General features: G+C 65.9%; 14 protein-coding genes. 10 read left to right on the forward strand and 4 right to left on the reverse strand.

The annotated features are described in order from the left end of the window. From MJ797_RS16790 to MJ797_RS16805, 4 genes are all read left to right on the forward strand, one after another. Nucleotides 1-382 (forward strand): aspartyl/asparaginyl beta-hydroxylase domain-containing protein (locus MJ797_RS16790; RefSeq protein ID WP_239335911.1); only part of this gene is annotated, 382 nt, incomplete at its 5' end. A 926-nt stretch (nt 383-1308) separates the two neighbouring features. After that, nucleotides 1309-2358: a YcaO-like family protein gene (locus MJ797_RS16795; RefSeq protein ID WP_239335913.1), complete on the forward strand. Its 1050-nt coding sequence runs from the start codon at nt 1309-1311 to the stop codon at nt 2356-2358. Then, nucleotides 2337-3227 carry a sulfotransferase gene (locus MJ797_RS16800; protein ID WP_239335920.1) on the forward strand — a complete coding sequence of 297 codons (891 nt, stop codon included), beginning with the start codon at nt 2337-2339 and terminating at the stop codon, nt 3225-3227. The genes MJ797_RS16795 and MJ797_RS16800 overlap by 22 nt, the downstream gene beginning before the upstream one ends. Nucleotides 3228-3257: 30 nt before the next feature. Then, on the forward strand, nt 3258-3434 hold the full coding sequence (locus tag MJ797_RS16805; protein ID WP_239335922.1) for a hypothetical protein: 177 nt from the start codon (nt 3258-3260) through the stop codon (nt 3432-3434). Nucleotides 3435-3860: 426 nt separating this feature from the next. Here the strand turns inward: MJ797_RS16805 and argS are convergent, their stop codons facing one another. Then, nucleotides 3861-5897 (reverse strand): arginine--tRNA ligase, encoded by a 2037-nt coding sequence (argS, locus tag MJ797_RS16810; RefSeq protein ID WP_239335924.1) that lies wholly within the window; start codon nt 5895-5897, stop codon nt 3861-3863. A gap of 351 nt (nt 5898-6248) precedes the next feature. Between argS and MJ797_RS16815 the strand changes: the two genes are divergently transcribed. After that, nucleotides 6249-6623, forward strand: a complete 375-nt coding sequence (locus MJ797_RS16815; RefSeq protein WP_308128331.1) for a nucleoside deaminase — start codon at nt 6249-6251, stop codon at nt 6621-6623. A gap of 215 nt (nt 6624-6838) precedes the next feature. Here MJ797_RS16815 and MJ797_RS16820 read toward each other — a convergent pair whose 3' ends face one another. Both MJ797_RS16820 and MJ797_RS16825 read right to left on the reverse strand, forming a co-directional pair. After that, nucleotides 6839-7054, reverse strand: a complete 216-nt coding sequence (locus tag MJ797_RS16820) for a DUF397 domain-containing protein (RefSeq protein WP_239335926.1) — start codon at nt 7052-7054, stop codon at nt 6839-6841. Continuing rightward, entirely contained in the window at nt 7051-7914 is an 864-nt protein-coding gene (locus MJ797_RS16825; RefSeq protein ID WP_239335928.1) for a helix-turn-helix transcriptional regulator, read from the reverse strand. Before MJ797_RS16825 ends, MJ797_RS16820 begins: the two co-directional genes overlap by 4 nt. Nucleotides 7915-8257: 343 nt before the next feature. On the opposite strand from MJ797_RS16825, the gene MJ797_RS16830 reads away from it, so the two are divergent. The 5 genes from MJ797_RS16830 to MJ797_RS16850 all read left to right on the forward strand — a co-directional run bounded on the left by MJ797_RS16830 (nt 8258) and on the right by MJ797_RS16850 (nt 12889). Then, complete coding sequence (locus MJ797_RS16830) at nt 8258-8893, forward strand: ATP-binding protein (RefSeq protein WP_239335930.1); 636 nt, start codon at nt 8258-8260, stop codon at nt 8891-8893. 12 nt (nt 8894-8905) lie between these two features. Then, on the forward strand, nt 8906-9199 hold the full coding sequence (locus tag MJ797_RS16835) for a hypothetical protein (protein WP_239335932.1): 294 nt from the start codon (nt 8906-8908) through the stop codon (nt 9197-9199). A gap of 483 nt (nt 9200-9682) precedes the next feature. Beyond that, nucleotides 9683-10720 carry a hypothetical protein gene (locus MJ797_RS16840; RefSeq protein ID WP_239335933.1) on the forward strand — a complete coding sequence of 346 codons (1038 nt, stop codon included), beginning with the start codon at nt 9683-9685 and terminating at the stop codon, nt 10718-10720. A gap of 243 nt (nt 10721-10963) precedes the next feature. Continuing rightward, complete coding sequence (cobT, locus tag MJ797_RS16845) at nt 10964-12070, forward strand: nicotinate-nucleotide--dimethylbenzimidazole phosphoribosyltransferase (RefSeq protein WP_239335974.1); 1107 nt, start codon at nt 10964-10966, stop codon at nt 12068-12070. Nucleotides 12071-12073: 3 nt separating this feature from the next. After that, nucleotides 12074-12889, forward strand: a complete 816-nt coding sequence (locus tag MJ797_RS16850; protein ID WP_239335934.1) for an adenosylcobinamide-GDP ribazoletransferase — start codon at nt 12074-12076, stop codon at nt 12887-12889. 81 nt (nt 12890-12970) lie between these two features. On the opposite strand, the gene gcvT is transcribed toward MJ797_RS16850, so the two are convergent. After that, nucleotides 12971-14077, reverse strand: a complete 1107-nt coding sequence (gcvT, locus tag MJ797_RS16855) for a glycine cleavage system aminomethyltransferase GcvT (RefSeq protein ID WP_239335936.1) — start codon at nt 14075-14077, stop codon at nt 12971-12973. Between the last annotated feature and the right edge of the window lie 31 nt (nt 14078-14108).

Below are 14108 nucleotides of genomic sequence, written 5' to 3' on the forward strand. Positions count from 1 at the left end.
GCCCTCTAGGCCGACGGAGCACTGGGGCGGGTGGTATGACTGCGTCATGCCACTGATCGATCTGGTCGCGGACCGACTCAGTCTCGAATCGTACCGTCCGGCGAAGGTAGTCCTTTCCCGCCTCAGGGCGGGCGCTGTGATTGCTGAGCATGTTGACCTAAACCAGTCCTCGCAAATCCCCAACAAGATCCATTTGCCAATTGTTACCTCACCCCAGGTGGCCTTCACTGTCGAGGAAAGTCGGTATCATCTAGAGCCGGGCCGGGCGTACGAGATTAACAACTTGCGTCGGCACGCCGTCTACAACTGTGGTGATGTCGACCGCATCCATCTGATCATCGAGGTATACCCATACACTCCGCCGAGGCAGCATCGCCGCTGATGACGATGGAGCCGAAGCTCGCACTCGACATTGATGTTTTCCTGGTTGGCCGGACGCTGCTCCTCCATCGTCGCGGTGGCCCCGTCATACGTTTCCGGGCGACGCCATCTGCGCTGTCCGCAGTAGCTCTCCTGGCCAGCCCTCCAACAAACACGTCGTCGTTGGAAGCCGGTAGCCCCCAACGGGTCCATGAGACCATTGCCGCCGCGCTGAACCGGGCAGGTTTCCTGGCGCCAACGCCTTTCGGCGAGCCAGGCCCCAACTTGAGCCGGGATGTCGGACACGGGCCTCCTCGGCTCAAGCGGGCACGGATCAATCGGCTTCACGATGAGTGGGAGCAAGAACCAGAATCCAACGAAACTGTCCTGTTCCTGATGGAGAGCTGGGCCGATCTGGTCCTGTTCCATCCCCCCGGCGTTCCGACCGCTCGGTCGTGGGCTGTCTGCCGACTCCGCGGAGGCACAGTCCAGGTGTCTGCCCCGCTTGGCGGACCTGAGCAAGCGATGTGTCGGGCCTGCCTGCGGGGACGCGTGATCGGCCACGACGACGTTCTGCGAGCCCTTTGGCCGAGTCTGTCCAACGGCTCCTGCACGAGGCTCACTATCGGTGCGCCACCGTCGCGAGCCGCGATCGAGCTGGCACGATCCGCTTTACGAGCGATCGTCTCCGACGGCCACCCGGGAATCCTGCAGGCGAGCGAGGTCGAGGCCGCTAACACTCTGCATCCTGTCCTGGCGTACGCCGACTGCGGGCATGGACGGCCTCCTCACCGCGTTTCGAGACAATCGGGCGAACCCGCTGCCTCCAAGCTGAACCCGCCGACAGGGTTGGCCCGTGCATGGGAAAAGCTGAAGCCTCTGCTCGGCTCGGTCACCGGTCTGGTCGAGCCTCCGAGGTTGGTCAAGGAGTGCGACGCACCCATTCCCGTGGCCACAGCGCGCTACGCCGATGCCAGCGGTGAGGGCTCAACCGTCGAGGTCGCACCGGACGGGGCGATCACCTACGGCGTGAACCCCTGCCGGGACGCCTTCGGCAGTGGGCTGACAGCGCTGCAGGCCGTTGCCCGGGCCGCTCTCGAAGGGCTGGAGCGATACTGCACGTTCCGGCAGCCGCAGGATCCGATCTTGTCTCGCAGACAGGCCCTTCCGATGCGGGCTCACCTGTGCTCTGCACGAAGAGTCGTGGTCTTGGCGGGCGAGGACCTGCAGTGCTGCGCGGAGGAGGAGTGGGTCCTCTGCTCCGTATCTGACGGGACATCAATGATGGCCGTGCCCGCTGGGCGTTGCTACCATCGGCACCGTCGGCCGACACTCGGCGGCGCCACGGGGATGGCAGTGGGCGAGACGCGCGAGGATGCCCTTGTCGCGGGATTTCTGGAATATGTCGAGCGAGAAGCTGTCAATGCGTGGTGGCGCGAGGCCCGAGTGGGCACGAGGATTCCCCTCGACCGGGTCGAGGATGAGATCGTAGAGATCATGACCTCCTACCACAGACGCGCTCGCGACCGTTCGCTGTTCGCACTTCGGGTACCGTCGCCCTTGCCGGATGTCCATGTCGTCGTCGCTGTGTCCAGCCTGGCCGAGCTCGGATTTCCTCTACTGGGCATGGGTGCCGGCTTGAGCCTGACAGATGCCACGGTCAAGGCGCTCCGGGAAGTGGCCCAGGCGTTCGCGTTCCAGAGGGCCGAACAACGAAAGTGGGCTGCTGTTCCTAACGGAGCCGTGCAATGGCTTTCGGCCCAGGCCGGTACGCCCGAACTCGAATGGGACGAGTGGATGCCTGCGAGCATACAGGGAACGGACGGTCTGATCCGCCTCGGGGAGATGGCGTGCAATGCGGGTCGGCTCCCTCTAGTTTTCGACTACAGGCGACCGGAGGTGCCGTTCGCGTGCGTGCGGGTACTGGTAACGCCAGGTCCCGGCGATGACCTCACTTACCTGACTACCCCGTCTGGATGGGGGGACCTGCCCTGGTAAAGGAACCAGAGATCTTCGTCGTCGGGTCGGCTCGCGCCGGCACGAGCACTCTGCGCAGTTACCTCGCCGAACAGCCGCAGCTGTTCGTGCCCTCCATCCTGGAGCCCCGCTATCACGTCAGGGATGCCCTGGAAACGCTCCACGGACCGGCCGACCCCGAGCTGCTGGATCGCATTGTTATGTCCCACGACGGCTACCTCACCCTGTACCGGGCCTGCACGCCGGAGCAGCGTGGCGTCGAGGTGACACCGGCCTATCTGTCGTCGTCGAGCGCAGCGGAGTCGATCCACCGGAGCGCACCCGACGCGAAGATCATCGCTGTTCTTCGGCATCCCGTCGAGCGCGCCTTCTCAAGCTTCCGGCTTGAACGGATGGACGAGACGGAACCGGAGGCCGATTTCGGTCGCGTACTTGCTCTGGAGGAGCGGCGGCGGGCAGCAGGGTGGAGCTACGTATGGCGCTATCGGGAACGCGGCCTCTACGGCCAGCACCTAATGCGGTACTCTCAACTCTTCCGGCCTGAACAGATGCTGATCCTCCTGTACGAGGACTGGGAACGCGACCACGGCCGGCGTCTGCTGGCGACTGTCTTCGAATTCCTTGGCCTGGAGCCGATGGAGTTGGCTGTGCCCACGCGTGTAGAAAACGCCGCGTCCCTATTGCAGTTCAAGGCTCGCGGCCTTATCGCACCGGAACTTGATCTTACGAACGCCTTGGAACTCCGCGACTCATACCAAGCAGACTTCGAAATCTTGGAGGGCCTGATTTGTCGGGACCTGACGCCGTGGCGTGAATGGAAACCGGCGCGCGGATCTCTTACGCCATCTAGGGCGGGTTCAAACGGTCGGAGCGACACTCCGATAGGATGATCTCGGTAGCGTCGACAGACTGGACGGTAGATGGCCCCGCACGAGCTGTTGAAGATCGATGATCGGGAGACTATCTACCGGTTCGTCGGCCACTGGAATCGGAACGCGGAGCCGTTTGACTGGAATGCTACGGCAGACGAGATCATAGCCGAGGTGGAGCACCTTCACCGGGATTTCAAGGCCCTGCTTGCCAATAATTCCGGATAAAGTCCCTTTCCGGTAACTTCCTTGATCGGCGACTGGTTTCCCGTGGTATCGCGGGACCGCCCCGTCGGCCACCGCGGTACCGAACCTCAGTGGCGCACGCGCGCCCAGCCGACACCGATACCGGGATTTTCCCCTTTTGCATTGAAATGACCGGCGTATTCTACACCACGCGTGACTCGTCTTCGATCGCCGACAGCTTGATCAACATCGAAACCAGAGATCGATGACATTCGAAAGAATGGGGGCGGAAAAAGAATTAAGATCTTCTCATTGCACGGCACTACTAATCCGAAATTGGGTTACTGGACCGAAGGCAATCGCAATATCGCAGGTCAGGGCACGTGCTAAAGTCCAGTAGCCTAGATTCCCTTTAGTAGGTTTGATGATCTCAGAATTCGCGGCACGGCGTCTTCAGAGTGCTATACGTCAAATCTTTGGGGGACACTCGACGTGGCAGAGACGCAGCCCGTTAACCAGCGTGTGTTGAACGGCACGAGTAACCATCAGTCGAAATTCGTTGGCGGTCTCGCCCTCAAGGACCGGCGAGGTCGTATAGTAGGAATTATAGAGTGCTGCCAGATCTAGTAGATAGCGGACGAGAATGGCCGGACTATCGTCGCCCGCTGCTCTTGTAATCTTATTCGGCAGCTCCTGCAACTTGAGAATAAGCTGCGCCTCCTGGTCGCTGACCTCGAAATGCGTCAGGTCAACCAGGCTCGGCACGGGCTTGCCCCACTTCCGTAGAATTGCCCGTGCGCGGCATGCGGTGTAGACAACATACGGTCCCCCTGACTTCTCAAAGGCCGTCAGAGTCGGAGAAAGATCTCCGCGAGCCATGGCGACAGTCGTCTTCATGTCCTGCTTGAGGTCGTTGAAGACGAGCGAGCCGACCGCCAATTGCTGGGCGGCGACGGAGAGTTCCTCCTCCGTCATCGTGCCGCGCTCCGCAGACCTCTTCCAAAAGTGCTCGAACGACATCTTTAGTAGATCGTTCACCCCCGCGACGCTGTCTCTGCTTGAGAGCTTCCGGCCGGTCTTCTCATCGACGTAGAAGCCGAAGTAGATGTGTCTGAGGTCCAGTTCGTCACGGCTTGCGATACCCAGGACCTCGGCAGCCTGAAAGAGCCGCGCAAAATGGACACGCTGCTCTTGGCCAACGACATAGTAGATGCCGGACGGGTCGAAAATGTCACGGCGGATCTTGATCGCTCCGACGTCGCGTGTCGCGTAGATGCTCCGGCCATCCGACCTACGGACGACGAACCGCTCGTTTCCTGGAAGAGGGACGACGATAGCTCCGAAATCCTTGCGTGCGAACTCCACGGTCCGGTCGCGCACGGCGGAGGTGATCTCGCCGGCAGACACGGCCTGCTCGATCCTAGCTATCTCCTTGCGCAGGCGACTCTCTGTGAACTCGAATGCGCTGCCGTCGCGCAGAGCGGTCTCGATCACCTCGTTACCGGCCTGGAAGTAAAAGCTTTCACCGATCGTGAAGTCGATGTGGATGTCGAGTGCTTCATAGAAAGAACGGAAATCTGCAAGGCTCCAGTCCACCATCTTGGACCAGAGTTCCACTTCCTCTGGGTCTCCGCCCTCCAGTTTTGCAAAGCGGGCATCCGACGCCTCCGCGTAACCCTTAAAGGCAGACTCAATCGCCTCCTTGCTGTCCAGGCCCGGAAAATAGCGCTGAAGCACGGCGGCGTCCGATTCACTGGCGCCACCCAGCCCTTCGCCGGAGGCAACCACCCTCTCCAGTGCGCGGCGGATTGCGTAGATCTCAAGCAGGCGATCGTTCTTGGTCATGGTCACGGGGAACATATCGCTGAAACGGCGATATCCCTCAAGCATAAAACCGAATCCGCCGAAGTCATTGATGTGGTTCAACCGGTATACGAGCGCCCCGCATGCTTGGTGCAGGTTGCCGAGCACGTGCCCAATGATAGTTGACCGGACATGTCCGGCGTGAAGTTTCTTCGCGACGTTCGGCGACGAGTATTCGACGATGAGGGTCTGCCCGGCAGCACTGTCGTTCTCGCCAAATCTATCGCCAAGACTGTTGATTCCCTGAACGGCCTGTGCCAGCCAGTCATCGGAAAGTGTGAGATTAATGTAGATGCCTTTGGCGGTGGCCTCGGAAATTACTTTCTTGAACTCCTCGACCTGTAGGGCCTCGATGGCCCGTGGAATGTAGATCTTAACGAACTCCTTCGCACCCGCCTCTTTGAGGAGCGTCGGCATCTTAACCGTCACATCGGCACCGAACTTCTCTCGGGAGATCAAGTCGATCTCTGCCGTGAGATCGGAACGCGCAAACTTCTCCTGCAATGCTTGCGTGACGATCGCGCTTAGCCTTACCAACGGATAGTCGCGTGACGAAGGAAAGGTCGCGAGACGAGACTCACGAACCTGGTCGCGGAGATCTTCGATATCACGCCTACGCGCGAAGGTCACCTGAGCAAGCATATTCACAGCCTAGAGTTTATCAGGGCAGTGCGGATTGGCTGGTGGAGGCGGTGTTTGCCCAGTCCTCATATTGGATGTTGGGCTTCGCGCGGACGATTTCGTGGCGGTTCGTCGGCACGCTGACGCGGGCTGATCAGGGCCGTCCCCGGTCGGCGCACCGGTCCGCCGACGCCCCGTCTGACTCGGATGGCAACGACGAGTGCGGCGAGTGGGCCAGCACGCGGCCGACGAAGCCCTCAGCAGAGCCGGTCAGGCCGCAAGGCCGGGAAGGAATCCCCTGATCGTTTCGAGACCCTCTCGGACGTCCACACCCCTCCGCGCCCCCGAGCCGGCAATCGGCACAGTGGGGCCGTGCCGATCCCCACCGCCCAGTACGAGCCCTGGATGCGCCGCGCGCTGGAAATGGGGGCGAAGGGCCTCCCCAACCCCGATGCCGACGACGCACCGGTCGGCGCGGTTATCTACGGACCGGACGAAGCCGAGATCCTAGCGCTCCGCCAAGCAGCCCAGGCACTCGGCATGTGGCGACTGACCGGCTGCACCCTCGTGACCACTCTCGAACCAGGCACCATGTCCGTCGGAGCGATCTTCCTCGCCTACGTACCACGCCTCGTTGTAGTCACCTGGGACAGGTATGACGGCGCAGTCTGCTCCCTGTGGGACGTTGTGCGCAACCCGCGCCTTCAATCACTTCGTCGAAGTCATTCCCGAAGCACTCAAAGTTGAATGCGACGCTCTGCTCGACGCCTACCTTGACGCGCCCAGCAACCTCACCAGCGACTGATCATTTCGCAGTCTGCACAGGCCGTTGCTTGTGGGGCCGCGCTGATCGGTCATCGGACTGACCGGCGACGGGAACTGCCGGACGCGCATCAAACAGACGGGCGAAAGCCAAGCGTCGCAGCAGCCGTCACAGGCAAGGGGACTTCGATCTGGCTGAGTCAGGAGTCGAACTCCCCGTCCCGGACGCCCGCGACGAACGCTCTCCACTCGGCCGCTGTGAAGACGAGGATGGGGCCGCCTCGGTCCTTGGAGTCCCGGATCGCGCGTCCCTCCTCCGGCAGCGTGGCAACCTCGACACACTCGCCGCTGCCGTTGGTGTAGCTGGACAGTTGCCAGGACAGGCTGTCCCGGTCGAATTCGATCTTGCTGGTCATGAGTGCTCCCTCGACAAGCTCGTGATCATCTCGGCGGAGGCGCTGGGGTTGAGCGCGAGGGCTCGGAGATGGTCGAGCTTGTCTCTATACTGCCGCACCTCGTCGGGCTTCTCAACATACAAGCTGCCCGTCAAGACCTCCAGGTAGACGACTTCTGGATCTTCGTCGTCGGGGAAGCGCAGATGGGTGAAGGTGGTTCCGAGTGCGGCGTGCCCGCCGATGTCGAACGGTAGTACCTGGATCGTGATGTTCGGCTTGGCTCCGACGTCGACCAGATGTCGGAGCTGGGCGTTCAGCACGTTGCGTCCACCGATCGGCCGGCGGAGCGCGGCCTCGTCCAGCACGACCCACAGCCGCGGTGGCTCCGGCCGGCTGAGATGTTCTTGACGGCTCGTCCGCAGTAACACGCGGCGGCGCACCTCTTCGTCCGGAAGCTCCGGCCACGTCGAACGAATCACGGCTGTGGCGTACTCCGGTGTCTGGAGCAATCCAGCCACGATGGACGTCTGGTAGGTATTGATCGACGATGCGTCGGCTTCGAGTCCGATGTAGACCTCCATCCAGCGCGGGACGACGTCACCGAAGCTGCGCCACCAGCCCTGCCGACGTGTCTCCTTGGCGAGAGTGATGATCGCCTCCCGCTGATCGGTACCGTCCACGCCATAGAGCGTCAGGAGATCGGCGACGTCGACGGTCCGCACGGCGACCCGCCCGTTCTCGATACGACTGATCTTGGCGTCGGACGCGCGGATGGCCCTGCCTGCCTCCTCGGCAGTCAGGCCGGCTGCTTCCCGCAGCCTGCGCAGCTCTACCCCGAGTCGACGGCTGCGCACCGTTGGCCCTGCTGACGACTTCGCCACGCTTCCTCCGCCGCTGGACGTCCGTACTTGATCGCAGTTTGCCCTTGGCCGTTGGCGGCCTGTTGACCTCTGCATCCATGATAAGTGGGGTTGTATGTGTACTTGCATTTAAAGGTGCAGGGGTCCATCATCACGCTTCGAGGGCGCTCCGGTGCAGGCGGGGCCGGTCACCGGCCCGGGGTTCGTCGCACCGGGGCGTCCTCCTCGCAGTCCGCTGTCCCTGTCGGACGACCGCCGCAAGGCAAGGCCCGGCGGGGACAGTGCCAAGCCAGCGACGATGGGCGGTGATGATCTTGTGTGCCATGTTGGCCGGATACCAGCCGGACACGACCAGGGGCTCGGTATGACTGCGACCGACCGGTCGCCGATGGTCCGGGTGGCCGTGGCGCGCTTCCCGCCGACCGCCGCCGCCATTCCCGAGGTGCGCATGAGCACGGTCCGCACGCTCACGGAATGGTCGGTGAACGCGGATGCCGTGAGCAGCGCTGAAATCGTCGTCTGTGAACTGGCCTCGAATGCCGCGAAGGCAAGCCGCCCGCAAGACGTCGTGGCCATGCGGCTGACCGCCACCATCGGAAACGTCCTCATAGAAGTGTGGGACGGCAATGCTGCTGGTCCCCAGATCACGAACCCGGACGTGTTCAGCGAGGACGGGCGTGGCCTGCTTATGGTCGACGCGCTGTGCACCCAATGGTCATGGTATTGGGTTAAATCGGGCGGAAAGGTCGTCTGGGGGCGGATCCCCGGCGGGTTGCGGTCGCAGCCGCGGACGACGGACGCAGGTGCGGTGCTGCCGGCACGGACCCCGCTGGCGGGGCCGGAGCCGGTGGAGCCGGTCGTCTACCGCACCGATCCGGGGACCTTGCGGCGGGTCGCTGACGCGCTGCGCGACCTCGATGACTGGCGTCGGCCATCCCTGTCCCGCCGGTGCGAGAGACCGGGAGGCGACCGGTTCCCGTCGCAGCCAGGCCCGACCTGAAACCGTGCGCCGATGACGACCAGCCGCTCTGCCGTGCCCGAACACCTGCGCCCCGTGGTGCTGCTGGCCAGGATGCTCGACCTGGCACCGGCCGACCAGGTGATGCGCGTGCTCGGCCAGTTCATCCCCCCGATCGATCCGGCCTCCCGCAGATGGGCCGCGCTGTGCACCGCCCTCTGTGGGGCACCTTCTCCAGCGTCGCTACGACCGTTTGACCCCGCCCGGCTTCGCCCGCACCAGATGAAGTGGCGCCCACGGGTGGGTGGCCCGCACAGCCGGACCACCGCACATCCTGACCGATCCTGAGATCATCTCGATGTTCGACGAGGCCGTTGCGTTCTGGCGCGACTGGCTCAGGGCGACCGGCCACAGGGACGTGGTGTCGCGGGGCTGGGGCGGGTAGATCGCGATCTACCCGCCCCAGCCCCGCTTCTTGACCCACGCCCCGTGCCGGGCGTGTCGGCGTTGACGTCGACATTGATTGTTTGTCCGTGGGACCTGTACCGGTGGCCGGGTGCGGGCCGGCTGGCTGGCCTCCCGCGGACCCGGGTCGACAGAGGTCACAGGTACGGGCCCGATACTTCACGACCAGCGGCAGTCGCCAAGCGACCAGCGGCAGTCGCCGACGAGCCCGCCGGCCGGCGGGCAAGACCGACAGGCAAGATCCAGAATTTCAGTCCGGCTCAGCGCGTCGCCTACCGGACAGGCATGGGGGAGGAAGAACCATCGACACACGCGCGACACCGCCGGAGACTTGCGCGAGGAGGGGGCTGACGCCTGGAGTCGCGCATGGATGTCGATCGGCGCAGACTCATCGCGACCGCCGGTCTCACCGCGGTTACGGGACTCACCATGCCTGGTGAGCGGATGGGCATCCGCCTGGACAGCAGAACCGGGGATCTGGCCAGGCTTACCGGCGCCCTGCAGGCGCTGGTGGACGGATACGGCTCCACCCCGCCGGCTCAGACAGCGCTGCGGGCATGGAACCTCAGCCGTCACGTCGGGGTATCGGCCCGCTGGGACGAGTCACCCGCCGCGGGGCGCGACTGGCAGGCCCTGCATGCCCGCATCCTCGTCCTGGAGGGCAATGCGCTCATCGACAGCGGTGATGCCGGCTGCGGCGTCCGGGTACTGAGCCACGCGGAATCGGTTGCCGAACGCATCGGGGACTGGCCGACGATCGCCCACGCCCATGCCGTCCTGGCGATGGCGGCACGAGGGCAGGGGCGGTGGCTCGATGCCCTGCGGCTGGCCCAGACGGGGCAGCGGTACGCCGGTGGCGCACCCGTAGCGGTCATGCTGGCGATCGCCCAGGCATCGGCGATGGCGCACCTGGGCGACACGGTCGGCGTGGTTGCCGCGATCGGCTGGGCACAGAAGCGCATGGACCGGCTGCCCCCCGCCGCACACGGCACCACCGCCGCCTACTCCCTCGACAGCTACCATCCCGCGCTGTTCGCGACGATGGCCGCCAGCGCCCTCGTACTGGCCCGGCAGACCTATGCCGCCGCGCCCTTCCTCTCCGAAGCCCGCGAGCGCCTCAACGACGCCGACAGCCCCGGCGCGGGTGGACTGACCACACTGCTCGACATCGTCGCCGCGGATTCCGCGCTCAACCGGCTCCGCCCTGACATCGACGAAGCCGAACAGCACATCACCAGCGCTGTTGCCGCCTCCGCCGGTAGGCCGGCCGCATGGCTGAACGCGGAGGTGGCGCAGCTGGCGCGGCAGGCGGCCTGCCACGGCGCCGACTGGTCCGATCTCGTCGAGCTCACGTCCGCGTGGGAAACATCGAAGGAGCGAGAGCGGCCGGCGACAGAAGCATAGATCAAGAATCGGGGACGGCGGAACAGGATGAGACAGAACAGGACAAAACTGGACTGACTGGGATGGGAGAGGCCATGTGGCCGAAGCGGCCGCTCGGCGTGGGGCCGGGCGGGGCGGGGAAAGTTCCCGCTCGGCCGGAGCCACTGGATCTCACCACCCGAGCACCACTTCCCCGGCCAGCCCCGCCCATCGGGTAGTAAAGACCCTGTGCGAACCCCGGCCCCAGCTCTCGACAGCGACGCCATGAACGCAGCCCGTCAGCGACAGCGAGCACTGACCAAACCGCCGGGCGCGCTCGGGCGCCTTGAGGAGGTCTCGGTCTGGCTTGCCGGCGCGCAGGGGACATGCCCGCCACGGCCGTTCCAGCGCGTCCGGGCCATCGTCATCGCCGGTGACCATGGCGTCGCCCGGTCGGGTGTTTCCGCGTTCCCCCCGGAAGTCACCGCTCAGATGGTGGCGAACTTCGCCACCGGTGGCGCCGCCGTGAACGTCCTGGCCCGCACGGTCGGTGCCTCCGTGCGCGTGGTGGACGTCAGTGTGGACACCGACGAGCCGAGCGGGCCGGGCGGAGTGGACGGGACCGCTCCGGCCGGGCGTTACCGGATCCGCCGCGGCAGCGGGCGGATCGACATCGAGGACGCCCTGACCGCGGACGAGGTCTCGCGCGCGCTCGACATCGGCCGCACGATCGTCGACGAGGAGGTGGATGCCGGCGCTGACCTGCTCGTCCCGGGCGAAATGGGCATCGGGAACACCACTGCCTCCGCGGCGATCGTCGCCACCCTGCTCGACCGTGAACCGATCGACGTGGTCGGGCGCGGGACCGGTATCGACGATGCCCGGTGGATGGTCAAAACAGCCGCGATCCGGGACGCGATGCGCCGCGGCCGGCCGTTCGCCGCCGACCCGCCGGCCCTGCTTCGGGTGATCGGCGGCGCGGACCTCGCCGTGCTTGTCGGTCTGTTGGCCCAGGCCGCCGTCCGCCGCACCCCGGTGGTGCTCGACGGTGTCGTCATCTGCGCCGCCGCGCTGGTCGCCGAAGCCCACGCGCCAGGGTCGAAGGCATGGTGGATCGCTGGCACACGGTCCACCGAGCCCGCGCAGCACCTCACGCTCGAGTCACTCGGCTTCGATCCTCTGCTGGACCTCGGCCTGCGGCTCGGCGAGGGCAGCGGTGCGCTACTCGCCGTCACCCTGCTGATGGCCGCGCAGGCGACACTTGCCGAGATGGCCACGTTCGACCAGGCCGGGGTCAGCGACAAGACGGGGACGCCCGCCGCCGCGGGCGACGGCCCCACCGCGGGCCGCGAGCCCACTACCGGCAACGAGCCCGCCGCGACCACCACCTGAGCGGTGCCGATCCGAACGATCTTCTCCCTGCTGTCCGTACTGCCCGTACGCGGGCCGGTCGCCATCGACCGGCGCGCCATGGGACGCGCCATGGCGATCGCGCCGCTGGTCGGCCTCGTCCTCGGGGTTGTCACCGCGCTGGCCGTGGTCAGCATGAGGATCGTCACGAAGACGCCCGGCCAGCCGCCGGAGACCCTGCTCCCGGCCGCCGTGGGGATCGCCACGTTGACCTTGCTGACCCGGGGCCTGCACCTGGACGGGCTCGCTGACGTGGCCGACGGGTTCGGCGCCGGCCGGGAACGCGCCCTGGCCGCGATGCGCGACTCCCGGCTCGGTGCCTTCGGCACGCTGGCCCTGGTGTTCGCGGTGCTCATCCAGGTCAGCGCGCTGTCCCTGACGATCAGGGAACACCGGGGCACGGTGTCGATCGTGGTGGCCGCCATGACCGGGCGGCTCGCGGCGACACTCGCCTGCGTCCGCGCGCCGGCGGCGCACCCGACCGGGCTCGGCGCTCTCGTCGCCCGCTCGGTACAGCCGTGGCAGGCAGCCTGCTCCGTCGCCGCGGTGGTTGTCGTCGCGGCTCTGGCCGGGCGCTTCGACATCGACGGCGGGGATGCCGGCCACGCGGTCCGCGCGGTGACCGCCGTCGCCGCCGGGACGGCCGCGGGCTGGCTGCTGCGGCGCTTCCTGGTTCGCTACCTCGGCGGTATCACCGGGGATGTGCTCGGCGCCCTCATCGAGGTCACGGCGACGGTCACGCTGATATTCATGACCCTGAACATCCCCGCGGGCCCGCGGATCCACCTCGGTCTCCGATAGCGTCCCGCTGCCGCGGGAACGCTCGTCCGGAAGACAGGGCTCACCTCGGCGCCATGGCCGCGGGCGCGGGCCGCGCCCGGCTCACCGAGGGGAGGCCGGGACGAACGGCGGCCGCACAACCGCCATCGTCGACGGCCGGCCGCGCACGTCCACCTGGACGGTGTCGCCCTCGCCGACGGTGCGGTCGATCAGGGCGAGTCCGATACCTGTCCGCAGCGTCGGCGAGAACGTCCCGGTGGTGACCTCGCCCACGGGCACCCCTGATGGCCCGTACACCGTCATGTGCGGCCGTGGAATGCCCCGGTCGGTCGCGCGCAGCCCCCACAGCAGCCGCGCCGGGCCGGTGGCGCGCTCCGCCAGCAGCGCGTCCCGGCCCCAGAACCGCTGCTTGCCCCAGCCCACCGCCCAGTCCACCCGGGCCTGCACCGGAGTGATCGATGTCGACAGGTCCTGGCCGTGCAGCGGATAGCCCATCTCGGTCCGCAGGGTGTCGCGGGCGCCGAGCCCACAGGGCAGGGCTCCGAGCGGGGCGCCCGCGGCGGTCAGCGCGTCCCACAGCGCGGGCGTGTCCGCCCACCGGGACACGAGCTCGAAACCATGTTCACCGGTGTAGCCCGACCGGCACACGATCACCTCCGTACCGGCACCCGGCCAGCGGGCCCGGACGAAACTCATGTAGGCCCCGCTGGTGGGCAGGCCCAGCGACGACATCAGCTCCGCCGAGCGCGGGCCCTGCACAGCGACTATCCCGAAGGCCGTGTGCAGATTGTCGACGGCCACGCCGGGCGGTGCGGCGGCGTCGAGCCGGCGGACGACGTCCACGGTGTTGGCCGCATTGGGGACGAGAAAGACCTCGGAGTCGGCGTACAGGTACGCAATAAGATCATCGGCCACACCGCCGCTCTCCTCATCGCAGCACAACGTGTACTGGGCCCGGCCGGGAGCGATCCGGGAGAGATCATTGGTAAGAACGGAGTTCACGAAAGCCGCCGCACCCGGGCCGTGTACCCGGGCCTTGCCGAGGTGGCTGACATCGAAGATCCCAACGGCCGACCGGACCGCCGCGTGTTCCTTCAGGACGCCCCCGCGGGGATACTCGATGGGCATCTCCCAGCCGCCGAAGTCAGCCAGCTTGGCGCCCAGCGCCACGTGCCGGTCGTGCAGCGCCGATCGCGACAGTTCGCCCATGCTCGCAGGCTAGTGGTCGCCGCCAGAAATT

The sequence above is a fragment of the Protofrankia sp. CiP3 genome (genome assembly GCF_917627345.1).
GTDB lineage: Bacteria > Actinomycetota > Actinomycetes > Frankiales > Frankiaceae > Protofrankia.